Here is a 26,603-nt window from a genome sequence, read left to right on the forward strand (position 1 = left end):
TATACTAATTTTGTTAGCAAAATTAAATAATTGGTGATGGAGAGGCATATCGTACATTGTGACCTGGATACATTCTTTGTATCGGTAGAGCGGTTGGTAAATTCGGATCTGGTGGGCAAGCCTGTACTGATCGGTGGTAATGGCGACCGTGGCGTGGTGGCTTCCTGCTCGTATGAGGCGCGTAAATATGGGGTACACTCGGCGATGCCGATGAAGCTGGCGCTACGCATGTGCCCCGAGGCGGTAGTCGTACGGGGTGACCATGACCTGTACTCGAAGTATTCGGGCACGGTGACGGAGATCATCGAGGAGGTGACGCCTATCGTGGAGAAGGCATCTATCGATGAGCACTACCTCGATATCACGGGGATGGACAAGTTCTTCGGTTGCTGGAAATGGACGCAAGAGCTGCGCGGAAAGATCATCAAGGAAACGGGACTGCCTATTTCTTTTGGCCTATCGGTCAATAAGACGGTATCGAAGATAGCAACGGGCGAAGCAAAGCCCTGTGGGGAAAAGCAGGTGGTCGGCGGTACGGAGAAGCGGTTCCTCGCACCGCTCTCTATCCGTAAGATCCCTATGGTAGGCGAAAAGTCATACCTGACGCTGCGCAATATGGGGATCTCGCAGATCGAAACCCTGCAGCAGATGGAGGTATTTACCATGCGCAGGGTACTGGGCGAGAACGGGGTGTCGATATGGACCAAGGCAAACGGGGTAGACAACAGTGCAGTGGTACCCTTTCGGGAGCAGAAGAGCATGAGCAAGGAGAATACGTTTCTAGCGGATACGATCGATATGGATATCCTGCGCAAGACGCTGGTGGCTATGGTGGACGAGCTGGCTTATGATCTGCGTAGCCAGCAGAAGCTGACGGGCTGTATCACGCTGAAGATACGCTACTCGAACTTTGACACGCATACGCAGCAGCTCGCGATACCCTATACCAACTCGGATCGGGTGATAACGGACCGCGTGCTGGAGCTGTTCAAAAAACTATATAGCCGTAGGATGCTGATACGCCTGATCGGTGTCAAATTCAGCAAGCTGATCCATGGCTCGTATCAGGTGGATCTATTCAACGATACACTGGAAGAGATACGCCTCATGCAGGCTGTAGATCGGATAAGGAACCGCTACGGGGTGGATCTGATAAAAAAGGGTATCTGTCTATTGGATAAAAAAGGAGGTGCGGATGATGCTCAACGTGCATAGTTATTTCAGCCTGCGCTACGGGACGCTGAGCCTAGAAGATCTAGTGGAGGGGCTACTGGCTGCAGGGCATGATACCGCGGTGCTGACGGATATCAACAATTCGTCGGGCTCTTTGGATTTTCTACGGCTGGGTATGAAGGTGGGACTGAACGTACTGGGTGGTATGGAGTTTAGAAATGGCGACCGCCTGCTGTATATCGGTATAGCGCGCAATAACGAAGGATTTCAGCAGTTGAATGAACTGATGACTGCGTCTAATAAGGCGGCTACTGCCCTGCCTGAGGTGGCGCCTTATCTTGATCAGGTGTATTTTATCTATCCCTACGGCAGTAGGTCGGTGAAGGAGCTACGGGAGAATGAATATATCGGTATCCGCCCGACGGAGCGTAACCTGATACGTCTGGAAGCTGCGGCCAACTGGGAGCGCTATGTGATCCTGTCGCCGGTCTCCTTCATCCCTGAGGATTATAAACTGCACTGCCAGCTGCGGGCTATCGATCATAATATCCTTTTCTCGCAACTGGACAAACAGATGGTGGCGGATAAGGAGGAGGTGCTGCTACCTAAGGTGAAGCTTCTGGAGCTATACCGTGACTTCCCGATGCTGATGCGCAATACGAACCGCCTGCTGGCTTCCTGTTCGTTTGATCTGGATTTTAAGAAGATGAAGAATAAGGCTTCCTTTACAGGTAATCCTGTGAACGATAAGCAGCTGTTGCACAAGTATACGCTTGACGGATTCAGGCACCGCTATGGCCGTACGGACAAGGTGGCTATGGAGCGTATCGAAAGGGAACTGGAGATTATCGAGAATCTTAACTTTTCGAGTTATTTCCTGATTACGGATGATATATGCCGCTATGCACGCGGCAGGGATTTTCACTATGTGGGGCGTGGCTCGGGGGCCAACTCGGCGGTGGCGTACTGTCTGGGGATCACAGATGTGGACCCTATCGAGCTGAAGCTTCCGTTTGAGCGATTTCTGAATCCGAAGCGGCAGTCGCCCCCGGATTTTGACATCGACTTTAGCTGGAACGAGCGCGACGATATCTACGACTATATCTTCAACCGCTACCAGACGGGGCATACGGCCCTGATGGGCGCTATGAGTACCTTCCGCTCGCGGAGTATCCTACGGGAGCTGGGTAAGGTGTATGGCCTGCCCAAGGCGGAGATAGACCGCCTGGTGCACGAACCGGAGCATATGCTGAATAAGAATGAGGTGACCAATACCATACTGTCTGTATACAACCGCATGGCGGACTTTCCGAACCAGCGCACGATCCACCCGAGTGGGGTGCTGATATCGGAGCTGCCCCTCACCTATTATTCGGCGCTGGACTATCCGCCCAAGGGATTGCCGACGATGCAGTTTGACATGTATGTGTCGGAGGATATCGGCTTCGAGAAGTTTGACATCCTCTCGCAGCGCGGTATCGGGCATATCAAGGATTGCCGGGAGATCGTAAAGCAGAACCGGGGCGTCTCGATCGATACCTCGAACCCGAAGCGCTTCTTTGAAGATCCGAAAATCGCGGATCAGCTGCGCTCGGCAAATACGATAGGCTGCTTTTATATTGAATCGCCTGCGATGCGGCAGCTGATCACGAAGCTACGCTGTGATGACTACCTGACGCTGGTGGCAGCATCGTCGATTATACGTCCGGGGGTGGCTTCGTCGGGCATGATGGCGGAGTTTATAAAGCGCCACCATAACCCGGAGACGGTGGTATACCCGCACCCGGTATTCAAGGAGCAGCTGGAAGAAACCTACGGGGTAATGGTCTACCAGGAGGATGTGATGAAGATAGGCCACGCCTATGGTGGGCTGGATATGTCGGATGCGGATGTGCTGCGCAGGATGATGTCGGGCAAGTACCGCAACAAGGAGCATCTACTGGAGATCGAAGATAAATTTTTTGACCACTGCCGGGCGCAGGGCTATCCCGAGGCGGCCAGCAGGGAGATATGGCGGCAGATGGAGAGTTTTGCGGGGTACTCGTTCAACAAGGCGCACTCGGCCTCCTTTGCGGTGGAGAGCTACCAGAGTCTGTTCCTGAAGACGTACTACCCCAAAGAGTTTATGGTGGCGGTGCTGAACAACTATGGCGGCTTCTATAACCGAAAGGTGTATGTGAATGAGGCGAAACGGGCGGGCGCAGTGATCAATCTGCCTTGTGTGAACAGGTCGACATTCGTGGCTACCATCTATGGGGATGATATCTTCCTGGGGTTTGACTGTCTACAGAACCTGAACGATAAGCTGGCACAGTGTATCCCGTCGGAGCGTATGGCTAATGGTGACTACACGAGTCTGGAAAATTTTGTACTGCGCACGGGTGCCCGGTTGGAACAGCTGATCATCCTAATACGGACGGGGGCTTTCCGCTTTATGGGGCTGGGTAAGAAGGAGCTCCTCTGGGAGGCGCACCTATTGCTATCGAAGGATAAGCGGGCGGAAACTGTTCCGCTGCTGTTTGAAACGACTAGCCGCAAGCCGGTACTGCCGAAGCTGTCGAGCTCGGTACTGGAGGACTATTACGATGAGATAGAGCTGATCGGCTTTGGGGTGTCGGGGTCGCTATTCGATCTGGCGCGGAGTGACTATCGAGGGGATGTGAGGGCTGCGGAGCTGATGGCGCACGAAGGGAAAACGATACGTATGGTGGGCGATTTTGTGGCGGAGAAGTACGTGCGTACGAAGAACGATAAGCTGATGAAATTTGGGACTTTTCTGGATATGGAGGGGGACTTTTTTGATACGGTGCACTTCCCTCCTTCGCTGGCCAAATCACCACTGCGGGGCAATGGCCTGTACCTGATCGAGGGCAAGGTGGTGGTCGAATTTGGATGCCCGGCCATCGATGTGAGTCGATGTGGCAAGATGGCGCTCAAGGCTGATCCAAGGAGTATTTAAAACGGAATGAAATTGGAATACGCAATTGTAGATATTGAAACGACGGGCGGTAATGCCCGTGGGAGCCGTATGACGGAGATCGCTATCCGTATACACAATGGCAAGGAGGTGATTGACTCGTTTGAGTCGCTGATCAACCCGGAGAAGGATATTCCGCTGGCGATATTTGCGCTGACGGGAATCGATAACGAGATGGTGCGGCATGCGCCTGTATTTGGCGACATCGCCAAGCGTGTTTATGACATGTTGGAAGGCCGGATATTTGTGGCGCACAACGTGAACTTTGACTATTCGTTTGTGAAGCATCAGTTGGCGGAATGTGGCCTGAAATGGACGGCAAAAAAACTATGTACGGTGCGGATGGCGCGTAAGATAAAGCCTGGCCATCGGTCCTACAGCCTCGGCTATCTGTGCGACGATCTAGAGATACCGATAACCAACAGGCACCGTGCTGGTGGCGACTGTGATGCGACGGCTATTCTCTTCACACGTTTGCTGGAATGGGACGAAGATGGCGTAATCGCTGAGATGGTGAAAAAGTCTTCTAAGGATCAACGCCTCCCGCCTAACCTTCCGGCGGATCAATTTGAGGCTTTGCCGGAACGCACGGGTGTCTATTATTTTCACGACAAGAAGGGTAAAGTGATCTATGTGGGCAAGGCGCTAAATATCAAGAAGCGGGTGGGTCAGCATTTTTCGGGACATAATATCAATCCGCAACGACAGAACTTCCTACGGGAAATACATGCGGTGTCTGCGGAGATATGCTCGACGGAATTGATGGCGCTCCTGCTGGAATGTGCGGAGATAAAAAGGCTATGGCCTGCGCACAATCGCGCACTGAAGAAATACGAGCCCAAGTTTGGTGTGTTTGTGTACGAGGATATGGCGGGCTACAAGCGTCTGGCTGTTGGGAAGATTTCTAAAATGCACACTTGCTGTATGATGGTAAACCGGCAATATGATGCCGTGAAGTTACTGTCGGGACTGGTGGATCGGTATGGCATAGATACGCGCTTGTGTTCGTTTACCAATACGAAGCTGTCACGCCAGGATATCGCACAGACGGCCATCGCTACTCACCTGCCTCCTGTAGCTGAACATAACGCTATGGTGGAGTCGGCTCTCGAGGAGCTGCAAGGTTGTCGACCTACCTTTGCTCTATTTGATAAGGGGCGCGACGGCAACGAGAAAAGTTGTGTATTTATGGAAAAAGGTAATTTCTACGGTATGGGATACATCGATAATGGGTCTCAGCTCAGCGATATCCAGGATGTACGCGACAACCTGACCCGCTATGCCGGAAACCACTATATGGCGCAGCTGATCATCAACTATGCGGAAAGGTACCCTAGGAAGGTGATGAAATTGGGATAGACGCTATGGTCTAAAAACATCCTGACTACATTCAAGGAGATTACGATTGTTCTAGGCTAAAACATTTTCCGAAAAGGTTTGTTAGTTAAATGACGCTGTTGGTAGCTCAAAACAACGGAGAATATCAATCAATATTTACATACTGTGATATGAAAAGTAAAAGCCCAAATAAAAAAACGGAAATCATCGACAACCATGTTGTCGACAACAGTCAACAAAAAATGACAACTAACGACGGCGTCTATATCCATGACAACAACAACACTCTGAAAGCGGGAGAACGAGGGCCTTCACTATTAGAAGATTTTATATATCAGGATAAACTCGCCCACTTTGACAGAGAACGGATCCCAGAAAGGGTGGTACACGCCAGAGGATCCGGAGCGCATGGAGTTTTTGAAGCCACGGCAGATATGTCGGCTTACACCAAGGCTCAGTTTTTACAAAAAGGAACTAAAACTCCTGTATTTACTCGGTTTTCGACAGTAGCCGGTTTTAAAGGCTCTACGGATCTAGCGCGCGATGTGAGAGGTTTTTCAGTAAAATTCTATACAGATGAGGGTAACTATGATCTGGTAGGAAATAATATTCCTGTATTTTTTATACAAGATGCTATGAATTTTCCAGATGTAGTACATGCAGTTAAACCAGAACCTAACAATGAGATGCCCCAAGCAGCATCAGCTCACGACACTTTCTGGGATTTTATATCTTTAATGCCAGAGGCCGCACACATGTCGTTATGGATAATGTCTGACAGAGCCATCCCAAGATCTTTACGCATGATGGAGGGATTCGGTGTGCACACCTTTAAATTTGTAAACGAAAAAGGAAAAGCCACTTTTGTAAAATTTCACTGGAAACCGAGGTTAGGGGCTCATCAGGTGGCGTGGCAGGAGGCGCAAAAGATATCGGGATACGATGCAGACTTTCATAGAAGAGATCTGTGGGAAGCTATCGAGAAAGGAAACTACCCACAATGGGATTTAGGCGTACAGCTTATACCTGAAGAAGATGAGTTAAAGTACTCGTTTGACATACTCGACCCTACCAAACTCATCCCAGAAGAACTCGTCCCGGTAAAGTTGATAGGGACCATGACACTGAATAGAAATCCAGAAAATTTCTTTGCCGAAACGGAGCAGGTTGCTTTTGACCCAGGCCGCCTCGTACCAGGAATCGACTTCAGTAACGACCCTTTATTGCAAGGACGGATATTTTCGTACGCAGATACGCAGAACTATCGTTTGGGCGGTCCCAACTTTCACGAATTGCCCATCAATAGACCTGTGAACGGCAAATTCAATAACCAAAAAGATGGCTTTGGTAGACAAGATATATTAAAAGGTAATGTATCGTATTTTCCGAACAGTCTGGGCGGAGGATGTCCCTATCATGCTATGCTAAAAGGTGAAACAGGTTTTGAATCTCATAACGAAAAAATCGATGCTAAAAAAATACGGGGAAGAAGCTTATCATTTGCTGATCACTTTACACAAGCCCGGCTTTTCTTTCAGTCGCAGACACTTCCTGAAAAAAAACATATAATCAGCGCCTTTAGCTTTGAGCTATCTAAGGTAAAAGACGTCAACGTAAGACGGAGAGAACTAGCGATACTATATCAGGTGGACCCCGACCTCGCGTATGCGGTCGGTAAGAACCTACAACTAGAACCCTCAAAAACCTTGGATGATCTGACTCTGCAATTTGCTAAATCCAACCACGCTGAATACCCCATCGAAGCTCCAAAGCCGGAAGTGACAACATCTAAAGCACTCAGCATGGCTACGCCTCCTGGACAAGGGACAATAGCGACAAGAAAGGTTGCTTTTTTAGTTGCCGATGGTGTCAGTAAAAAAAGCGTGGACGAATTAAGATTACCTTTGGAAAAAGAGGGCGCAGAGGTGGTATTAGTGAGTATAAATGTAGGAATGCTTACTTATAAAGAGGGTGGACAGGAAGAAATACAACACACCTATCTCACTGATGCATCGGTATGCTTTGATGCTTTCTATACACCAGCGGGAGATTCTGTAGAGATATTGGCCAAAGAACCTGATTATGTCCAGTTTATAAATGAGGCTTTCAGGCACTGCAAAGCTATCGCTTTCGCAAAACAAGCCGAAGATCTAATAAAGATGACATTAATTACACCGAAGAAAATAGATAAAGGAATTGTTCTGGAATCAGAGGGAAAAATGGCAGAGCGTTTCATCACCGTCATGAAAGGTCACCGTATATGGGAACGTGAAGACGAACGTAAAGTTGCTGTTTAATACTTCTACGAGCTGAACAATCTGTACAAGTCGCTTCACGGCGAAGAGTTTGATGAAGACTTCGTTGAAGAAAATGACTGGTACGACTACTATAGCAGTCTAGACGAAAAGGCATTGAAAATCGAGATATAGAAACTAGAAACGGAGATTAGCGCAGATTGCTATGAAAACTTCTATCGCTTGATAAGAGATGAGCTGATCGAAATTCTTTAGATTGGTAACTCATCATCCTCGATGAGGAAACGGTAATGGCGGCTATCCCCACTCACGTAACAAGAAGCTAGGATGTGTTTATACGCGGTCATTATGAGAGATGGGCCGTAATGGGATGGCTATATGAGTGAGGTATACCTACGTGATATGGATCTGGCTGTGGATGTAAATCGATAAGAGCTAGATTAATAGTATTTTTTGCTACTATAAATACAAACCTTATTTTTAATCCAACATTGTATACACTAAAGTATGGACGACTTATTTGGACATGAACTCCCAGAATGGGACAATGATAGATTTCGGAGAGATGACGATGAAGACTGGAAAATACGACCGAGATGGGAGACGGCAGAACGGCTCTATGCGCAGTGTAGCGAGATTTTCAACTTATGCAAGTTGCTGACAGATTCCCTATCGGGAGAATGGCAAATAGCAGAACAACAAATGATTATGAGTAACATCAGCATTGTGGGTGCAAAGATCGTGGGAGCAGCATCGGCTGACCTTTATATCCTACATGTGGAGAAGGCTGCCATTATCCGCCAGAATATGCGAGAACTCCGTGAACAGCTTATTATGCTTGAAATGATGCAGACGGGAAATAGCCGTTACTGCCAGCTGATACTACAGGAGATTGAAAGATTTAAGGGAGTGTTCAAAATATGGGTTTCCCATTTCAAACGGGACGACGTCGAAGATGACTGGGGGTTATTTTAACTTTAAAAACTCCATTACGTACTACAAAATCTTTTTGTATTTGCGCGATACTGAACTTGAATGACGTAGGCAGTCTAATACAGCCTCAAGTTCTGCTGGAAGTAGGCAGTCGACTACATTGTAATGAACGCCTTGGATGGGATATTGATGCGCGATAGAGGCCCGATCGTAAGTATCGATCTGCTGGCCATAAATAGCGGTGAGTACAGGAAATGAAAAACCTTGCTGACCGATAACTTGATCCCGAACAAAGAGATAGCAGTTGATGCAGCCCTCGGGTACTTCGATACAGCCGTGATCTTCGGCAATACGGTGTGGTAGATAAATCTTGCTGGAAGGTAGTGAGGCCAAAATCAACTGACCATCTACGTCTTTGAGTACGATAAAGTATTTGTTCTTGCTGGGAGAACCATTTTTGAAATAGAATGGTGTAAAATAAAGTATGTTGCCTGCGGTAAACATAAGGAAACTACTTTAGTGATCTTGAGGCATGCAAATACTCTAAATGCTGAGCATAGGCTTCTTGCCCTGCCTCATCAAGGAGGGTATTAAAGTCTATCTTATAGTCTGTGGTAAGAACACTACCATCAGACAAGCCTTCTAGTATGCCTTTCTCCTGTGCTAGAATCGTCCAAGGGGAGTGTGGGCTATGGGTGATATCTACCAGTTGTTTCGCAGAAAAATGCCCAAACTGTTTGATGACATCATCCAGAATATTCAATTCTGCATCCGAAAACTCGTCATCATTGAATTCTCTGACTGCTGATATGTATATTCTCCCCTCCTCTTCGGGACGCGCAGCTATATAGTCTTGAAAAATATATTGTTCGGTAGAACTGAAATCAAAATAGAGATCCTTGGCGACAGGACCTAACCGCCATACCTCAAAGTCTAAATTCAAGAAAGGTCTGGCACATCGACGAATCGTAGTCTCTTCTAATAGATAGACTAGCTTCAATAACTTGGTCTTGGAAAGATCAGACACCCGCTCGGCTATATATACCAGTGTATTGCCAATTTTGGCGATATCATCTTTCGTATAAATGTGGGGCTGACTCATGGTGTCTGGAATAAATAGTGTTTGCTGATACAAAATACGGAATTTTAAATGATAAAACAATGATTTTGATAATAAAGCCCCTCCTAAGCGAAGGGGCAGTCAGATTGCTTTCATGAAATTGGGTTTAAGAACTAACCTACGAGGTATGGCATGATGGACTGCAATATTTACAGCCATTGGACTGGCGATAAATAGTTCTAGCCCTGGCTACCGCTGTATAACATGCACTATGCTCTCCTAAATAGGTCGTGCTTGCTGCTAAAGCTAACCAACTACATTCCTGCTTGTGCACCTCATGGTCCCCATTAGTCTGTGCACGATTGTTAACGTAATACTTTGTCATTCTTACTTCTCCTTTCGAACACCCTTGAATGGTGTTCCATCTTTTTTAACATCCATAAATCTCCCTGTGTCAGCATCGCGCTTGACCCATTGTCCTGTCGTCGGGTTCTGTACCTGACTACGGCTTCGTACTGCTCCATTACGATGTCCATCTCCTTTTGGCGGATTTGTTGCCATATGCTATTGTTATTAATGATAGCCTCCATTGACTATCTATATCCAAAAGTAGAACAGCTGTATGCAGTGTATCTGCACAGTAATTTATATCTTTAGAAAACTTTGATTTCGACTGCAATATGGCTACTAATAAACAGGCTTCGATTCGCTATAGAATACTGGATAACTGTCTCTCTAACCCTCAGAAAAGATTTTCTTTTCAGGATCTCCTGGATTGCCTAGATACTGAGCTTTCGGAAATCAATGCCAACCATAAAAAGATAAGCGTACGGACCCTACGGGAGGACATAAAGTATATGCGTAGTCGGGAAGGCGGTTCTGCTCCGATAGAGGTATACAAGCAGGATGGTAAGTCTTACTATCGATATACTGATAAGGGGTTTAAACTCTATAATCAAGGTCTGAACTCGGCAGAGGTGCAACAACTGAAAAGTGCCATAGATATGCTCTCTAAAATAGAGGGATTGCCGCAGATGGGATGGCTCCAAGAAATGGGGGCTAAACTGGAAGAGGTGTTTTTTTTGGAGAAAACGGAGCAGCTGATCATGAGCCATGACAACAACCGCTACCTGAAGGGAATTGAATATCTGGGGACATTATTTCATGCTATACTCTACAAGAAATGTGTGCTGATAAGGTACAAATCTTTTAAGGCAAGCAACGAAACGGTATTTGAAATTTCTCCATACCATTTGCGCGAGTTTAATAATCGATGGTTTTTATTTGGTAGAAATTCTGAATATCAAAACCTAACAAATCTTGCTTTGGATAGGATTATCGCTATTGAAGAGACTTCACTTGATTATATTGAAAATACAGAATGGGATTTCTCGGATTACTTTGAAGATATTGTAGGTGTTTCATTTAGCTCTTCTACACTAGAAGAGGTCCATATTTGGTTTAATGAAAAAGCTGCCCCTTATGTGCTGTCTAAGCCTCTACATGGTTCTCAAAAAGTGGTGTCAAATGATGCGAATGGACTGGTCATAAAGCTCGATATCATCCCTAACTATGAACTGGAAACCTTAATTCTATCCTTTGGCGAACGAGCTAAGGTACTATCTCCTGATTCTTTTAGGGAGTCCTTGTATGCTCGTGTGAAAGCTATGTATGAGGGCTATGCTAATAAATAATCTGTAAATACTTGAATGACGGTAAAATGAAAATAGAATACACAAAGGGTGATGATACGTAGATAGCAAACATGATCGGGCAGCATAAAATATATAAGGATGAAATGGGCAATCCACCTATCCGCTATGAAGCTGTAAGATCTGCCTTAGAAAAAGTGGCTGATCATGCTCTACAGTACGATGCTTCAATACATATGCCCCGTATAGGCTGTGGCTTGGCGGGCGGCACCTGGGATAAGATAGAGCCGCTGCTAATGGAATGTTTGTCCAGTAAGGGTGTGCAGGTGACTGTGTATGATTTTTAGTATCTTAGGTAAGAATAAGGATATAAGAATATGGATAGACGTAGGATTTTAATCTTCTTGGTCTTGATTTTAATGCTACTATTAGTGGAATTTGTTATTCCATTTCAAGATCTGGTGATACCAGCATGGAATACGCTGATAATCCCAGCGAATGTAGTAAAATCAATAATAGCCCTTATTCTCCTTATGCTGATAGGAATATATCTTTACGTACAGATCAAGAAGATTCCGAAAAGGTAGATAGCATAATAATAAGTGAAGGTAACCTTTATGACGACTTAGTGTTATAGGCGATCTAGATACTTACCTAGATAACTAGTGGACATGAGCCTTCGATTTCATCTGTACTAACACTGGATCCAAGAGTTTCTTTGTCTTTGTATGACCATACGCTCGAACTGCATACTTTAATTTATTAGAATCCATCGATTTAGCTTTGACAATAACATTTTTCAGAACCATCTCCCGATCTTCTGCAAGACTATCTAGATGATTGACTAAATCAACCAAGAGAAATTCGGGAGTAGCCTTTTTAGGGAAATACGGTGTTTTGCAAAAAAAGAATTTCTTCCCATTTAAATCGACTTCACCATGCCGTTTGTGGTTGTAAACTACACGTTTGTTATATAGCTGAGTGGTACCTACACGTAATGCATTATAATTCCATATCTATACCCTTTACGGTATAAATACACGTAAAATAATTAAAACAATACCCTTAAGGGTATAAAATATGGATTAAACCGACGTTTATACCTTTTGGGGTATAATACCGGCTCTTGGATGGTTTCATAGCTCATCATCTAAAGTCTATTCTGTATCTGTTATGGCTTTCGCTTTTGCAGTTTCGTCTCTCTGATAGTTCTTATACATCCAAGGGATACCTAACCTCCCCTGATAAGTCAAGAACTCGACACGTTGGCTGCTTTTCTTAATTTCTCCCCAATTCAGAAAAAACAATCCCATGTAATGGCTGCCCCATTCTTTGTTGTCAAACTCGACAAAATCGGGATCGGAACCTGGCATGATGAATAATAAGAGTGGTGCCTCTGCTGTGGCTTTCTCCCATACGGATGGTTGTTCTGAAAAGACGATATTGCCAACTTTGAGAAATGCTCCACTAAATAAACTAAGGAGCACAAAATAAGTTAAGAAAATGCCTAATGTAATCCCGCGGTCTAAAGTTAAAACCCTAGGTCTATAGAAATAAACGAACACGAATATACTGAGGGTCAAAACAGCACCAAATACTATCCCGCCTGTAAAAAAGAACTTTTCGTCCTTGAAGTGTACATTATCAAACATAATGAAGGAAAAGGCTACGATCGCAATAATGCAGGTCGCGATTTGCTTTAAACTATTTTGAACGGTCAATAAATCCCAATATTGTACGCTGATGGCCAACTGTATGGCCACGATGATGCAGATGGCTAATGCTATGGGTGGAGTAAAATAAAACATATCGAAAATAACCACATAGAGGACTAGCAGTACCGTGGTGATCCTAAAAAAATAATAGGCGAGGTATAACATATTCCACTTGTTGTTCGTAAGAAATCGGTAATAGGCCTGTCTGCTTTGTTCTATTAGTCGGGTGTGATCTATCTCTTCTAATAGGACATGCTTTAATTGTCTCTTGACTAGAAAGGCGACCTGTGAATCCACGATCTGTTTATGGCCTATCAACCATTTACTGATCTTAAAGCCACTGTATGTCCTGCTCATTCGCTCGGGCGAGCCGTAGTGACCTTTTACCATACACAGATTGAATGATTCTATTATAACGATATCTGTATCCCAATAATAATCTAGTTGGCCCTTTCGTGGATCAAAAATACGAAGCCCCTGATCGCTGAGCGAGGCATACCACTGGAGTACATAACGACTGTACTGTATCAATCGATAATAAAGGAAGATAGATAATCCAATTAGGCTGATAAGGATAGCGAAGGGTACGTCGAGTGCGGGAGTGCTAATATATAACCTGTTGCATAAAAAAATAATAATGGCTAGCAATAGTAGATTCAATATCCCTAAAATAACTTTATAGGCTATTGAATACCTTAGCTTCTGTACAAGTGGTTTAATCATAATCTGGTATTCTTTCAAAAAATAATGGTAACTAAAGTTAGGGAAGATAAATTACAATATCAAATTGTATTGTAGATGTAAAGGAATGGCTGCATTAGAGCAAATAAACTGCTGTAACTTTTATGTTATTATCAGAATATTGTATACTATCGGCATAGGTTTTGCCGTTATATCAGTATTCATAATTTAGGTTAATAATTGGTTAGTTAAGAAATACCTGAAGCTCCCCGCTTCAGGTATTTTTTGTATGAACTTTGGCTATCTGCCTAGTTTGTCAGATATAGACCCTGTTATAAAAATCTACTATCTATTGAACACAAAATCTTGTTCTAAAGCAAAGCCATATTTATCTGTGGCCTTAAATCTGAGTTTGACAGGTCGCTCTTTTTGAAAATGCAAACCATCGAGCCGCCAAATATGTGTTGATTTTCTAGCGCGTAAGGGCAAAACGGTACTGCCTATGGTAGGATAGGTTTTTAGCTTATTCTTTTCGATGATATCGGCTACTAGGGGGTCTATATCATCTACTTTGCGCATAGTAACCCAGTTGCCTCCGTCGATCTGGACATCTACAACACTGCTGTCGCTGCTCCCGTATATATTGGCAATGAGGGATGTGCTATCGAGTACTGCATGCATCTGTCTTTTTTCATCTTGCCCAACTCCTTTAAACTTGAAGGAATAATCGTCTCCTTTAAAACTAACTTTAAAGTATCCTCTAGGGGCACCACATTGCATCAAGGCTAGGGGAATACCGTACATGTCTTTCTCCCCCCTCCACCAGGTGCCACAGGTGGCTCCGGCTCCCAGTTCGTGAATATTGCCATTTGCATAGAAGCTACGGCTCACGACATGGGTGTGTCCGGATAAAATCAAGACATTGGTGTAGCCTTCTAGAAGCTCAAAGATTTTATCTCGATTTTTGGTAGCGAACATGGGGATATGCTGACATATTACTATGGGTGCAGATTTCTTGAGGTACTGTAGATCGTTCTTGATGAAAATCAATTGATCATCATCAATCCTCCCCTCGTAAGATTTTTCGCCTGTAGAAAAAACGTTGTTAAGAACAATGAAGTGCGCTTTACCATGATTAAAAGCATAGGTAGAAGCTCCCATAAATTCGTTAAACTGATCTGTCAAATTTAGTTGATTGGCTGTATTCCGATCGTGGTTGCCCACTAGTGTAAAAGATGGAGTTGATGTCAGATCTATGTTGTCACGAACTCCGGCCATGATATCCATTTCATCATTTACCAAATCTCCTAAAAAGATATTGAAAGCATGGTCGTGTGTATTTGCTAACTCGCTAAATATACTCTGTGCAGCATAATCTAACTCTTGCTCATTGTCGACCTGTACATCGCCTATGGCTCCAAAGCTGAAGTTGTACTGTACCGACTGTTTACGGACTGGAAAATCTATTTTGGAAACTCTCTGCAGACTATCTGCAGTAGGAACTGTGGTATAGAGTGCATTGATGATTTTTGTCGAACGTGAACCTATATGTTCTAGGTTATTGGGCAGAATCGGGAAAATAGATTGGCCTACACGAACGACAATTGTAAAATGACCTTTGTTGTCGGTTTTGACTATGTCAACTCCATTGGATACTAAGATGTCCTTTAGTCCTCTTTCTTGCTTGTTGTATATACCGTCTTCGTTGCGATCAAGAAAAATGGTTCCTGTAATCTGTTTGGATGCTAAATCCTGCCCAATGGCCCGAATTGAAAGGAAAACTAAAAAAACAACATAATATATGTTTCTCATCTGTGGAATATCTTTGATAAAGGCACCGTGTTCAATACGGTGCCTTTGTTAATATTTACTGACCTGGTATATCGTACTTAAACAATGCAGGTTTACTATCTATGATGGTGATCAGATAAGGTATACCCTGTTCGGATATTCTTAACTCAAACTTATTTCCGTTGGCAGTGGTCAACTGACTTGGCGTATTCCAGTTGCCGGTATCGGTATTGAAGGTAGTCACCTTCACTCCGTTATTGGCATCGCCAAAAGCAACAAAAATTCTTCCATCTGGGTGTATACGTATGGCGACATTGTCCCTATTAGCAGAAGATGAAGTGGTCTGCGGAAATCCGTCTCCGAGCTGAGCCCACCGCTGTCCGTCCCAGTGCATGACATAAGTCACATAGGCTGGATTGTTCGATTGGTAAATTAGATATAATTCGCCATTCTCATCTGCATCAAGATCAATGTTAAAGCCTCCGGAGGTCGAGTTATTGGGGCCAACTAAAACTTGTCCTACCAATTTCCAAGTACCATTATCTAGCTTGTAAACAGAAGGCTTGCGCACGCCTGCTCCGGCAGTCAAATCCATGGTTACGTAATATAACTTTCCATCACGACCTTTGACCATCTTACTGTAATAACCTGTAGTCGATTGAGGTAAAGTAGTTCCTTTCCAGACATTATTACTAAACGACTCAATATATGTCCCGCGATTTGGATAAGGTGAAGCAGCGCGAGGGAAAAGGTAGCCTAAATAAGGTATATTATTTTCATCCAATTGAAGAGATAGGTAATTGACACGGTTAAAAGTCCCTTGCTGTGGTCCTACATAGTTCCACTGATTGTTCGAGTACTTTAACAATGAACCGTACTGCTCATTAACTCCTGGAGTATAATCTTTATATGCTGCGTATGGTTCTCCACTATTTGAAAATGTAAACGATACGCCATCTATCCTACCTGCTGAAAATCCGCTTTCAGCACCTACGGCTTTCCAGGTCTTGTCTTCAACATCATAATATCCCATTACGGCCTTACGATCTCCTCCTGACTGTTGAAGCATCACATAAGGTTGATAGCTTATAGGATTAATCTCGAGAGTAGCTGCGCTGGAATTAACGGATAAAAAGTCTGGCAGGTTCATCTCACTCCATACAGGAGCCGTAAGTCGGCCAACTGTCACTGTAAATATCTCTGGCTGTGTCATCTCATCGTCTATCAATTCGAGTTCGATAGGTTCGGAATAGTCAGCTACAGACTGGCCTGATACAAAGGCTGCACCTTTATACTTGACACTGGCACCGTTAGAAAGGGTAAAACGCGCTGTCAGTGCGGTAATATCTGCATCGACAGGTAAATCGACTTGAACGTCAAGTTTGGTTATAGTACCTGTATAATCTTTAAACAGCTTTCCCTCATTGTCCTCAGCATAGAAGCCAAAGGTCAGAATAGATGCATTTTTTAAACCAATAAGGTTGTATTCGGAAATTGAATTGGGACTATTGAGACGTAGAACGGAAGGTGACTCCAGATTAATACTGGTCAATCCTGACTCTACCACTTGTGTACCAATAAAACCGACGACCTCTTGTCTATCTGTTGTAAATGATGGTACTGCTGCTTTGATATCGATGGAGTTGGGTACACGTATATACACGTCCTTTCCTTCGATAATCGCTGGCGTGCTCTTGGCTAACCCTGGATTGGCGCTCGGCTCCAAGCTAAAAGAAAGCAGGGAGATATTATCCGCTAATTCATACTTGTCTTTTTTACAGGCAAAAAAGACGGAATTGCATAAGATGAATGCTATAAGAAACAATAATCTTTTCATAATTCTATTTTTTTAGGTTTTCGGGCATTAATACTGCCTTGATATTTTTAGCTTTTAAAATTTTGTCAGCAACCATATGGCTTACATCTTGAGCTGAAATGCTTTGTAACATATCTGTATAAGAGGTGAAGTAGTTCCAGTTTGAAAACTTGTAATATACATGGTTCCTTAACTCGGCACTCCAAAATGTATCTTTATCATACTGTTTGTCATAAGACTGCTGCATTTGTTTTTTGATGTTATGCAGCTCTTCGCTGAAATAACTGCTGTCTTGAGCAATTTTTCTAAGCTCTGCATAGGCTTGTTCGATCAAAAAATCTTTACGGGCAGGCTCGCAAGTGAAGTTGATCCGGGTACGAAGCAAAGTGGTCGGTTCTGAAGTAGCACTGACACTGACTCCGACCCCGTAAACTCCCGAATTCTCTTCGCGAAGATTCTTTCTCAACTTAATCTTGATAATATTTTCGACAACCTCGTTAAGTAGGATACCGGGATACTCGTAGCGGTAGTCGGTAGTCTGAAAGAAAATATTAACGGTAGCCTTATCCGCTTTGCCAGCGAACATGAGTATATCCTGATTCTCGACATGATCGTACGAAGGTAGACGCTGAGCTGTCTTATCTTCCTTGGACTGCGGTAGACCTCCGATGTATTTTTCAACTAAATACTTTAAACTATCGTTGGTGAAATCTCCTACAATCACAAAGTCGAAACCTTCTGGAGAACCGAACCTACTGTTGAAAACGGGAATAATCCGGTCGATCTGTAGGTCTTTTTCTATCCGTTCTGCACTCAACGTGTTTTCATCAAAACTATCAGCTCCGATTGCTTTGCCCAATGCTTCGGAGTACGTGCCAGTGACATTATAGGTTGCATTTTTCGCTGCATCTATACTTTTCTTCTTAATGCTACTAAATACGCGTTCATCAACTCTTGGTTGGGTCCACTTGGAATATAGCAACTCAAACATTGTCTGTACGTCTTTCATATTGGCACTAGCGGAAAGCCCCTCGCGATGATTGGAAATCATAAAAGTAGCTGACGCTGAATTTCCATTTAGATATTTGGTCAAAGCTTGTCTTGAAAAATCGCCGGTACCACTCGCCCCTAGAACATTTTTGACAAATACACCAGTCACATAATCTGCGGTATCCAATGCCAAATATCCTCCTTTACGAAATCCTGTGAGTTGGATATACCCTTTGCGTGAGGTGCTATTTTTCAGATAAACATTGACTCCGTTGGACAGCTCCCATTTCTCGACTCCAATAGCGGATAAGGTGGAGCGATTCGTCACACTGCCTGATACGGGTTCCTTTGCCAGGAGCTTAGACGGGATATGAAGTTCGTCTTTCCAGGCTAAAACAGGAGTCTGCTCAAACTTGCTGAATAGTTCCTTTAACTGTGCCTCGGTAGGCAACTCGCCTTTCAACCGCTCGGGTGCTGATAATAGAACAACGGTATTGCCCGGTTGGAAATACGTAGCCAGATGTTCTCGTAATGTTATAGAGTCAATACTATTAAGAAGTTTAGTGGTCAACTCTCTACGTTCCACCTTGTCCAATACGCTATGTCCGGAAAAGAAATCGTCTTTCAACTGGCCTAAGAGTAGCGCTGGATTTAGATTGTTCTCTTGATTTACCGAGCGTGCCAGCTGCGCATTGAATTGCTCCTTGTAATCGTCTATTTCGGATGATGTGAATCCAAAACTTACTAACCGTTCTTTTTCTGTCAAGAACTTGCTGATGCCCTCAATGATATGCCCATCGAACAAAACAGCTCCCCCAATGGAAAGTCCATTGTTGATCAGTAAATCGGAAAATGACATAGAAGCACTTTTGTAACTGTCGTCCAACTGTGCAATGCGATCGAACCGTTTCTTGATCAGCGCATTTGTTAAGCTACGTGACAGTTGGAATTTAAAATCGGCCTCAGTCACTATAGGGCGCATAGCTGGCAGCTTGGTGATATATGAAAAATCTATGCTCGTCGCCTCCTTGTCTGTATAGATGTTGAACAGGGTGTCTTGATGCGCTGCAAGACGGTAGGATACGCGCTCCTTGGCACCTTTTACTTTTTTCGCTCGTGAAAAAAGTCTTTTTATAGTTTGCTCAGTACGCTTTACATCTTGGTTTGTCACTATAGCTATACCCATCAGATCTGGACGATACCAAGTTTGATAGAAGTCTACTATGGTAGGTCTCTGAAAATGACGCAGAATATCTAAACTTCCGATAGGTCGACGATCGGCGTATCTCGAGTTATAAAATATCAGGGGTAAACTCTGATCGCTCATACGGCTAGATACTCCTTGTTTGGTCCGCCACTCTTCGATGATGACACCGCGTTCTTTTTCAATCTCAAGAGAATCAAACGACAAGTGGAAACCCCAATCATACACGATATCTAGTGCTTTATGGAGGTGCTCTTCGTCTTTGGTATCGATCGTTATTTTGTAGACTGTCTCGTCGTAGGACGTGTGTGCATTCAAATCGGCCCCGAATTTTAATCCTAAAGACTCTAAATAGGTAATAACTTCATTCTTGGGGTAATTTTTACTCCCATTGAATGCCATGTGCTCTACAAAATGTGCCAGTCCAAGTTGGTCTTCGCGCTCTTGTAGGCTACCAGCATTTACAAATAACTGTATGTAGCTCTGATGGTTGTTGCCATTATCCGGATAGATATAGTATCTGAAACCGTTTTTTAGCTGCCCTTTCACCAATTTGGAATCTTGAGGCAATACCTGTCCATTGACAGAGGTTACACATGCCACCCACAACGCAATAAGTACTAAAAACTTATATTTCATCCACCTCAACATGTTTTAGATTTTATTTATTTTTAACTCTGTCTGTTTTTTGTCCGGTCCTGGCAAACCAACAGTAATTCCTTTGTCGTTGTTCAGCAATCTAATAATTACATAATTATTAGCAGATGGGTTCAATGGATTTGCTTTCCACCTAATCGTAATCGGTAATTCAAAATATCCCGGTTTGAACACAAGCTCTGATCTATTGGACAGCACCTCGAAATCTACTCCTTCTTTCAAACCATCTCCAACAATGATTTCATACTGAAGCTTGATTGGTTCATACTGGAGCTTGGTACTGAAAAAGACTTTATAATCGACAACCTCATTGCGACTAGCCTGTACATTGATCTCAGATGCCTGCGCTACATGTATATAGAAAAAGGGGTGATCATAGGGTTTTACTAACTCTTTGTTACAGCTTATCATCATCACTGATAATAGCAACACAACTATAACGCGACTTATTTTTTTCATCTTATTAATTATTTACGGTAGGGTTAGGTATTATTAAATCATTAGCATCCAACTCTCTCTTTGGAATCGGCATGATAAATAGATCATTCGGATAACTCAGCTTACAAACCGGAGAAGTACAACCTGTGCCACGATCTAATGACTCTTTATAACGCATAATGTCAAAGATACGCTGTCCTTCAAACCCTAGTTCTTTTCTACGTTCCAACTTGATCTGTTGTAAAAGTTCGTCCGGAGAAGTATAACTTATTGTGACAGACTGAGGCGAAACATTGTAGGCACGAGCACGTATCTGCTTGATATCCGCGACAGCTAAGTCATACTGTTTGCTGTGGAAATAGGCCTCAGCCCTATTCAGGAACATTTCTGAAGAACGAACGACCTTAAATACGATAGGAACATTAGCTTCAACAACGCCATCATATTGGGCATATTTCAGTGATAGATAGGATTTAGATCTTTCGTCAAATCCAAACATAGACTTACGAATATCCTGATCATCAAACAAATCAATATAAGAAGGTCGAACGGCACCTATGGACTCTACACCGAAATAGAAAATGTTTATCGAGTTGGGGCGTAATTTGGTCAGATTGAATTGCCAAATTACCTCTGCATTAATACTCGAAAAATCTTTCCGTTGCGCTGTAGCTCTAAACATATCCATATACTCACTTGGTTTAGCTAGTGGGTATTTTCCTCCATCCAATACCTCTGTAGCATATTTGATAGAATTATCATAATCGCCCATGTAAAGGTATATACGGGATAATAGCGCTTTGGCTGCATCTGCAGAGGCAAATACGCGCTCTTTCTTGGTCGAGCCCAGGGCTTCGATTCCAAATTTTAAATCGGAAATAATCTGTTCGTAAGTCGCTTTCATTGAAGCTCTAGACATTTTCACGCCAGGTTTGGGGGTAACTAAGGGTATGGGGATGCCGAGATGGGAAGCATCAGCTGTATAGGTATAATGCTGGGCATAAATATTTGATAATGCAAAAAACATTAAACCCCGAAGTATATGCGCCTCTCCTTCTATCATTTTTATACGAGCTAAGTCAACTCCCCCTTTGTCGCGAATGGGGTCTGCTGCGTTAATAACATTATTGATATTATTGATAGCTGCGTATCCTTCACGCCACAAACCTAGCGTCGGCCCTACGTTCTCCTGATCGTAACTGTAATTGTATTCATTTAACAACAGATTGGACCCCGTAACGGTATTTCGAATCACGTCGTCCGCCCGTAAGTCTCCGTATATCGAGTATTCGGACTCGAAGTAATCTCCTGCCAAACGATAACTGCCTATTAAGGCATCAGACATGCCCTGTACATCCTGAAACATCTGCTCCGCCCCTAGCTGTCCGATAGGTTCGACCTCTAAAAAGCTTTTGCCACAAGAACTAAGGCTTAGTGCACAAGCTAAAATGGTATATTTTATTATTTTCATGAATTTATCTCCTTATTTAAAATCTAACACTAACCGAGAACGAATAATTTGAGATACGAGAATTGGAATCAAACATCTCCGCATAGGTATTATATAGGTATTTCGTGTCTTTTAGGAATTCGAAACCTTCCATGTTTTGAAAACTCCTCGCTGTCCCTTTTTTTCCAGAATAGGGACTCCATAATGCCAGTTTACTAGCCATGGCTGTAAATGTCATATTTGACAGCTTTATTCTCTCTACGATATGCTGAGGCAATCGGTAACTCAATGATACATTATCTAAGGCTAAATATGTCTTGTCCAACAAATAACGCGACGAAGTCATAATAGAGGAATTGGATATATTGGACAATCGAGGTTCTGAAGACAAATAACCAGGCAAATACCAAGCGTTAAGAACATTGATGGATTGATTGCCATCTAAAATATTGAGTCCATCCTGACCAATACTTCTTCCCATCTGATCGAGGGTATAGCCTCCTTTACTGTATTTGATAAATATTGAAAGAGCGAAATCACCATATGTGAAATTATTGGTCAAACCTCCATAAAAATTGGGGGTTGGATTGCCAACAATAACGCGGTTATTGGTATTAAATGTTTTTGTAATATTACCGTTGGCATCGTACCACATAGGATCCCCAGTTGAAGGGTCTACGCCCGCCCATCGAACTAGATAAAATGACTTTGAGTTGTACCCCTCACGCATAATCGAATTACCGGAAGAAATATCAACGCCTTCAGAAAGCTTCAATACTTTATTTCTATTTGAGGATATAATTGCTGTAGCATTCCAACTAAATTTCCCAAAATTAACGCCATTAGACTTTACCGTCAACTCTAGCCCCTGATTTTGTACCTTGCCGACATTCTGATATACGCTTCGGAATCCGCCAACCATTGATACATAGCTGTCGTCAATCATATCGTGTGTAATATTGTTATAATACTCTAGCGCTATATTGAATTTATTGAATAGACCAAAATCAAGTCCGGTATTGAACATATTGGTGTTCTCCCACTTTAACCCCGGATTGACACCCCGTGTCATGATGGCACCTGCATGCCCGCCATAGCTATTATCTTCTTGATAAGCATAAACCCCATTAGCATAAGAAGAAGAAAACCGGGAATTCCCGTTATTACCATAGGAAGCTTTGATTTTCAGAAAGTCAACTATTTCATTTTCTGGCCAAAAAGATTCGTTATGCACCGTCCATGCCGCCCCTAAAGATTTGAAAGTTCCCCATTTGACATCTCTTCCAAAATTGGACGAGCCATCTTTACGCATAGTCACATCTAGCGCATAACGACCTCCGTAAACATAACCGACACGTCCAAAATAACTTAATTCTGTGTTCTTAGCTCGGGAAGTGGTACCTGTACGATTGTCTTCAGCAACAAAACTGACCTGGCGTATATTATCGTTAGGAAAACCACTGCCTTTGGCAGATACTGAGTTTCGGTCTACTTGCCGTGCCTCTGTACCTATCATAACGTCAAATTCGCCGCCAAATATAGATTTATTATAGCCCAGAATATTAGATGACATCAAATTGATTACTTGGTTTTGATTTCTATAAGCTATCCCGCTGGACGAAGCCCCTGTATGATTATACATGGAGAGATATCTATCTTCATTGACGGAAGAAATGTCAAAACCATTGCGATTTACAAAGCTTAGCCCATCTAACAGGCGTAGACTAAACCCGAAATTACCCATGATCCAAACCGCTTTTTGTTTATGATCATTTTGATCGGCCAATCCTGGCATATATTGTAGCAATCGGCCATTAGGGTCGCGCTCTATGTACTCACCACGGCGTCCAAAAGGTTCAATCAAAGGGGAGTATTGATAGAAGGATGATCCAGGATTAAACAACTTGTCGGCAGTATATGCCGCTGTCACCCCTCCATTAAGACTTAATATACGACTGATGTCGGTAGATATTGTTGTACGTAGTGAATACCGCTTTGTAGTATTACCTATGGTCATTGATTTTTGATCGAACACATTTCCTGATAAGTAGTACGATGTGTTCTCTTTGGCCCCTGACACGCTGATATTGTGCTGCAAAGTCGTTCCGGTACGGTAATAGTAGTCTGGCCAGTAGGTATTCACCCTAGGGTCAATATTACCTAACTGGTCTTCTAGTCCCATCCTTTTGACAATAGAAAGATACTGAGGACCATCTAAGTACCTAAAGTTTGTTTTAGACCGGTTATCAAAACCGCCACGAAAAGAATAGTTTAATTGAGGGGTTCCTTTACCTCGTTTGGTCGTTACCAAGATAACACCATTGGAACCATTTGCCCCATAAATCGTCGTAGCACTCGCATCTTTTAATACGGTGACCGACTCGATATCATTCAGATCCAAATAGGTTAAAGGGCTAATACTGACTTCTACACCAGGTATAGCATTGGTCGTGCTTCCTGTATACAGAGGTACCCCATCGATAACCCAGAGTGGCTCATTAGAAGTCGCGCCACCTAGTGCTGAAGCATCACCACGTACACGAGTGCTGAAACGAGGCCGAGCGGAACTATTGGTTCCTCCATCCTGAGATTGGAACTCTACCCCAGGTACTATCCCCTCTAGTAGGGCATCCAAACGCAATGCTGGTTTGTTCTCGAAATCTTTGGATGTAACCATGTAGGCACTACCTGTTTGATTTTCCCGGACTTCTTTTTTGCCGTAAGCTGTGACGATAACCTCATCCAAATAAGAAGTACTTTTCTCTAATACAATCTTACCATTCGAAAGTAAAGTCTCCGCTTTGATTGTCTGAGAAACATACCCTACATAGGAAATAGTAATCGGTGTTCCTTTGGGAACGACCAATTTAAACTCCCCGTTATTATTGGTAGTAACGCTTTTATTGCGTGTTTTGGCTAAAAGAGAGACTCCTGATTCGGTTCTTAAAGCTCCGCCTTCTAAATCATCCAAGTAAACTTTACCAAAGACTGTGATGTCTTCTAATTGTTTCTCTTTTTTATTTGTCAAGGTCACGGTTTTATTGACAATGGAGTAGTCTACATTTAATTGTGTAGCCAGGTTTGCCAGAGCCTTGTCTATGTTTTCAGCATCTAGGTCTAAATTAATAGACCGACCGTTGGCCAAGATTTTTGAATCATAGATAAACGAGTAACCGGACTGTTCTTCAATCTGTTGTAACACAGTCTTGACGGGCTGATTTCGGACATTCAACTGAATCCGTTGGGCAAATGTGCTTGCCGATGTAAGGGTGACCATACCTATCGTCAACAAAGTCGTGACTCGGATAGGTAAGAGATCTGCTTTAAGAAAGGTTGATCGCTTTCTAAAACAAGAATTATTCATACGTGTTAAAATATTGGAAGTTAATTATTATTAAATTTGACCTGCATCACGTTATCCTTTAACTGATACTGGGCTTGGGTTAGATTTCCTAAGATCAATTGTAAATCTTTGAGTTCGGTACCGCGCGGAATCTTTCCGGAAATCATTAAATCCGGAATTCTATTTTTGAAAACTATTTTAAGGCCATACCACCGTCCAAGTTGTTGCAATACCTCTTCGACCTGTTCGTTGTCAAACTCAAAATTGAGTTGACGCCAGCCTACATTTGGAATGACTTCTTCGGACCTGACCGCAATATTTCCGGCTGTATTGTACGCTATGTCATTAGGTTTTAAAACCTGTAGCTCATCGTCACTCTGTAAACGTATACTCCCCTCGATCAATGAGGTGACTATCTGTTTTTGATTTGGATAGGCTTTAATATTAAACTTGGTACCTAGAACCTCGACTCTTTGACCCTTGGAAGCCACAATAAAGCCGCGTCCAGCAATCTTGCTCACGTCGAAAAATGCCTCTCCTTCGAGATAGACAACCCGATTCTGACCTGTTCTAAAATCGTCTGCAAGGTGTATTTTCGTACCGGCATTTAAAGAGACCTTAGAGCCGTCTGGTAGTTGAATTTTAATAAATTGAGCCTCACCCGTAGATATATCACCTATTTTGTCCCCATTATTCAATTCCTTTAAATTGACGTATTTGGATGTGTCTAAAAAATCGGCGACCGAAGTATTGATGGTTACATGATCAAAGGCATTGCCTCCGAGTTTTACGGCGTTGGATAGTTCTAATGGTTTTTCATTGGTGCCGCTGTAATAAAAGAACGCAAAAGACGATGCTCCTACTATGGCGAATGCTGCTGCAATACGAATAAATCGTCTGCTATCCCAACGACGTACTTTACGCTTACCTTCGATTTTGTCCCATATCGACTGATGTAATGTCTCGACATCTCCCAGTCCATCTACTTTGGTCTGTGTATCATCCCAAGTGTGATACCACTTTAAAAACAAAGATTTCTCGTCTTCTGTAGCGTTCCCAGCATTTATCTTCGCCAAAATTTTCTTTATTTCTTCATCTTTTAGCATACAGTCATGGTTTGTTGTATATAG

At 43.2% G+C, this 26,603-nt stretch carries 19 protein-coding genes; 7 read left to right on the forward strand and 12 right to left on the reverse strand.

The genetic code is table 11. The features are described from left to right. Positions 1-36: 36 nt before the first annotated feature. The 5 genes from dinB to B5X76_RS01755 all read left to right on the forward strand — a co-directional run bounded on the left by dinB (position 37) and on the right by B5X76_RS01755 (position 8,718). The gene (gene dinB / locus B5X76_RS01735; protein WP_079640705.1) at positions 37-1,215 is read left to right on the forward strand and encodes a DNA polymerase IV; all 1,179 of its coding nucleotides are present in this window, start codon (positions 37-39) and stop codon (positions 1,213-1,215) included. Continuing rightward, entirely contained in the window at positions 1,196-4,132 is a 2,937-nt protein-coding gene (locus B5X76_RS01740) for a DNA polymerase III subunit alpha (RefSeq protein WP_079640706.1), read from the forward strand. The genes dinB and B5X76_RS01740 overlap by 20 nt, the downstream gene beginning before the upstream one ends. A 6-nt stretch (positions 4,133-4,138) precedes the next feature. Beyond that, a complete protein-coding gene (locus tag B5X76_RS01745) occupies positions 4,139-5,509 on the forward strand; it encodes an exonuclease domain-containing protein (RefSeq protein WP_079640707.1) in 1,371 nt (456 codons plus the stop codon). A gap of 149 nt (positions 5,510-5,658) precedes the next feature. Continuing rightward, on the forward strand, positions 5,659-7,785 hold the full coding sequence (locus B5X76_RS01750; protein WP_079640824.1) for a catalase: 2,127 nt from the start codon (positions 5,659-5,661) through the stop codon (positions 7,783-7,785). 465 nt (positions 7,786-8,250) lie between these two features. Next, positions 8,251-8,718 (forward strand): hypothetical protein, encoded by a 468-nt coding sequence (locus B5X76_RS01755; protein ID WP_079640708.1) that lies wholly within the window; start codon positions 8,251-8,253, stop codon positions 8,716-8,718. Between the two features lie 21 nt (positions 8,719-8,739). Here the strand turns inward: B5X76_RS01755 and B5X76_RS01760 are convergent, their stop codons facing one another. From B5X76_RS01760 to B5X76_RS21915, 4 genes are all read right to left on the reverse strand, one after another. Then, on the reverse strand, positions 8,740-9,180 hold the full coding sequence (locus tag B5X76_RS01760; RefSeq protein WP_079640709.1) for a hypothetical protein: 441 nt from the start codon (positions 9,178-9,180) through the stop codon (positions 8,740-8,742). Positions 9,181-9,187: 7 nt separating this feature from the next. Then, positions 9,188-9,811 (reverse strand): Panacea domain-containing protein, encoded by a 624-nt coding sequence (locus tag B5X76_RS01765; protein WP_139375172.1) that lies wholly within the window; start codon positions 9,809-9,811, stop codon positions 9,188-9,190. A 103-nt stretch (positions 9,812-9,914) separates the two neighbouring features. Beyond that, positions 9,915-10,121: a hypothetical protein gene (locus B5X76_RS01770; RefSeq protein WP_079640711.1), complete on the reverse strand. Its 207-nt coding sequence runs from the start codon at positions 10,119-10,121 to the stop codon at positions 9,915-9,917. 2 nt (positions 10,122-10,123) lie between these two features. Beyond that, entirely contained in the window at positions 10,124-10,297 is a 174-nt protein-coding gene (locus B5X76_RS21915; RefSeq protein WP_176140965.1) for a hypothetical protein, read from the reverse strand. Between the two features lie 119 nt (positions 10,298-10,416). Here B5X76_RS21915 and B5X76_RS01775 point away from each other — a divergent pair, with 119 nt between their 5' ends. Both B5X76_RS01775 and B5X76_RS01780 read left to right on the forward strand, forming a co-directional pair. Next, positions 10,417-11,430: a helix-turn-helix transcriptional regulator gene (locus B5X76_RS01775; RefSeq protein ID WP_079640712.1), complete on the forward strand. Its 1,014-nt coding sequence runs from the start codon at positions 10,417-10,419 to the stop codon at positions 11,428-11,430. A 104-nt stretch (positions 11,431-11,534) separates the two neighbouring features. Beyond that, positions 11,535-11,735, forward strand: a complete 201-nt coding sequence (locus B5X76_RS01780) for a macro domain-containing protein (protein ID WP_139375173.1) — start codon at positions 11,535-11,537, stop codon at positions 11,733-11,735. 810 nt (positions 11,736-12,545) lie between these two features. On the opposite strand, the gene B5X76_RS01790 is transcribed toward B5X76_RS01780, so the two are convergent. The 8 genes from B5X76_RS01790 to B5X76_RS01825 form a co-directional block, all read right to left on the reverse strand. After that, on the reverse strand, positions 12,546-13,826 hold the full coding sequence (locus B5X76_RS01790; RefSeq protein ID WP_079640715.1) for a hypothetical protein: 1,281 nt from the start codon (positions 13,824-13,826) through the stop codon (positions 12,546-12,548). A gap of 303 nt (positions 13,827-14,129) precedes the next feature. Then, positions 14,130-15,596: a calcineurin-like phosphoesterase C-terminal domain-containing protein gene (locus B5X76_RS01795; RefSeq protein WP_079640716.1), complete on the reverse strand. Its 1,467-nt coding sequence runs from the start codon at positions 15,594-15,596 to the stop codon at positions 14,130-14,132. 55 nt (positions 15,597-15,651) lie between these two features. Beyond that, positions 15,652-17,412 carry a hypothetical protein gene (locus tag B5X76_RS01800; protein WP_079640717.1) on the reverse strand — a complete coding sequence of 587 codons (1,761 nt, stop codon included), beginning with the start codon at positions 17,410-17,412 and terminating at the stop codon, positions 15,652-15,654. Positions 17,413-17,416: 4 nt separating this feature from the next. Next, positions 17,417-20,224 carry a M16 family metallopeptidase gene (locus B5X76_RS01805; protein ID WP_079640718.1) on the reverse strand — a complete coding sequence of 936 codons (2,808 nt, stop codon included), beginning with the start codon at positions 20,222-20,224 and terminating at the stop codon, positions 17,417-17,419. Between the two features lie 15 nt (positions 20,225-20,239). Continuing rightward, positions 20,240-20,701, reverse strand: coding sequence for a hypothetical protein (locus B5X76_RS01810; RefSeq protein WP_079640719.1), 462 nt, complete (start codon positions 20,699-20,701; stop codon positions 20,240-20,242). A gap of 4 nt (positions 20,702-20,705) precedes the next feature. Beyond that, positions 20,706-22,151, reverse strand: coding sequence for a RagB/SusD family nutrient uptake outer membrane protein (locus B5X76_RS01815; protein WP_079640720.1), 1,446 nt, complete (start codon positions 22,149-22,151; stop codon positions 20,706-20,708). Between the two features lie 16 nt (positions 22,152-22,167). Next, the gene (locus B5X76_RS01820; protein WP_079640721.1) at positions 22,168-25,494 is read right to left on the reverse strand and encodes a SusC/RagA family TonB-linked outer membrane protein; all 3,327 of its coding nucleotides are present in this window, start codon (positions 25,492-25,494) and stop codon (positions 22,168-22,170) included. A gap of 20 nt (positions 25,495-25,514) precedes the next feature. Continuing rightward, a complete protein-coding gene (locus B5X76_RS01825; protein WP_079640722.1) occupies positions 25,515-26,579 on the reverse strand; it encodes a FecR family protein in 1,065 nt (354 codons plus the stop codon). Positions 26,580-26,603: the final 24 nt, after the last annotated feature.

Origin of the sequence: Sphingobacterium nematocida, assembly GCF_900168125.1 — a bacterium.
GTDB lineage: Bacteria > Bacteroidota > Bacteroidia > Sphingobacteriales > Sphingobacteriaceae > Sphingobacterium > Sphingobacterium nematocida.

What these genes read in the sequence shown, in the direction of transcription:
- dinB (WP_079640705.1), top strand. Translation starts at nt 37, where the DNA reads ATGGAGAGGCATATCGTACATTGTGACCTGGATACATTCTTTGTATCG.
- B5X76_RS01740 (WP_079640706.1), top strand. Translation starts at nt 1,196, where the DNA reads ATGATGCTCAACGTGCATAGTTATTTCAGCCTGCGCTACGGGACGCTG.
- B5X76_RS01745 (WP_079640707.1), top strand. Translation starts at nt 4,139, where the DNA reads ATGAAATTGGAATACGCAATTGTAGATATTGAAACGACGGGCGGTAAT.
- B5X76_RS01750 (WP_079640824.1), top strand. Translation starts at nt 5,659, where the DNA reads ATGAAAAGTAAAAGCCCAAATAAAAAAACGGAAATCATCGACAACCAT.
- B5X76_RS01755 (WP_079640708.1), top strand. Translation starts at nt 8,251, where the DNA reads ATGGACGACTTATTTGGACATGAACTCCCAGAATGGGACAATGATAGA.
- B5X76_RS01760 (WP_079640709.1), bottom strand. Translation starts at nt 9,180, where the DNA reads ATGTTTACCGCAGGCAACATACTTTATTTTACACCATTCTATTTCAAA.
- B5X76_RS01770 (WP_079640711.1), bottom strand. Translation starts at nt 10,121, where the DNA reads ATGACAAAGTATTACGTTAACAATCGTGCACAGACTAATGGGGACCAT.
- B5X76_RS21915 (WP_176140965.1), bottom strand. Translation starts at nt 10,297, where the DNA reads ATGGCAACAAATCCGCCAAAAGGAGATGGACATCGTAATGGAGCAGTA.
- B5X76_RS01775 (WP_079640712.1), top strand. Translation starts at nt 10,417, where the DNA reads ATGGCTACTAATAAACAGGCTTCGATTCGCTATAGAATACTGGATAAC.
- B5X76_RS01780 (WP_139375173.1), top strand. Translation starts at nt 11,535, where the DNA reads ATGGGCAATCCACCTATCCGCTATGAAGCTGTAAGATCTGCCTTAGAA.
- B5X76_RS01790 (WP_079640715.1), bottom strand. Translation starts at nt 13,826, where the DNA reads ATGATTAAACCACTTGTACAGAAGCTAAGGTATTCAATAGCCTATAAA.
- B5X76_RS01795 (WP_079640716.1), bottom strand. Translation starts at nt 15,596, where the DNA reads ATGAGAAACATATATTATGTTGTTTTTTTAGTTTTCCTTTCAATTCGG.
- B5X76_RS01800 (WP_079640717.1), bottom strand. Translation starts at nt 17,412, where the DNA reads ATGAAAAGATTATTGTTTCTTATAGCATTCATCTTATGCAATTCCGTC.
- B5X76_RS01805 (WP_079640718.1), bottom strand. Translation starts at nt 20,224, where the DNA reads ATGAAATATAAGTTTTTAGTACTTATTGCGTTGTGGGTGGCATGTGTA.
- B5X76_RS01810 (WP_079640719.1), bottom strand. Translation starts at nt 20,701, where the DNA reads ATGAAAAAAATAAGTCGCGTTATAGTTGTGTTGCTATTATCAGTGATG.
- B5X76_RS01815 (WP_079640720.1), bottom strand. Translation starts at nt 22,151, where the DNA reads ATGAAAATAATAAAATATACCATTTTAGCTTGTGCACTAAGCCTTAGT.
- B5X76_RS01820 (WP_079640721.1), bottom strand. Translation starts at nt 25,494, where the DNA reads ATGAATAATTCTTGTTTTAGAAAGCGATCAACCTTTCTTAAAGCAGAT.
- B5X76_RS01825 (WP_079640722.1), bottom strand. Translation starts at nt 26,579, where the DNA reads ATGCTAAAAGATGAAGAAATAAAGAAAATTTTGGCGAAGATAAATGCT.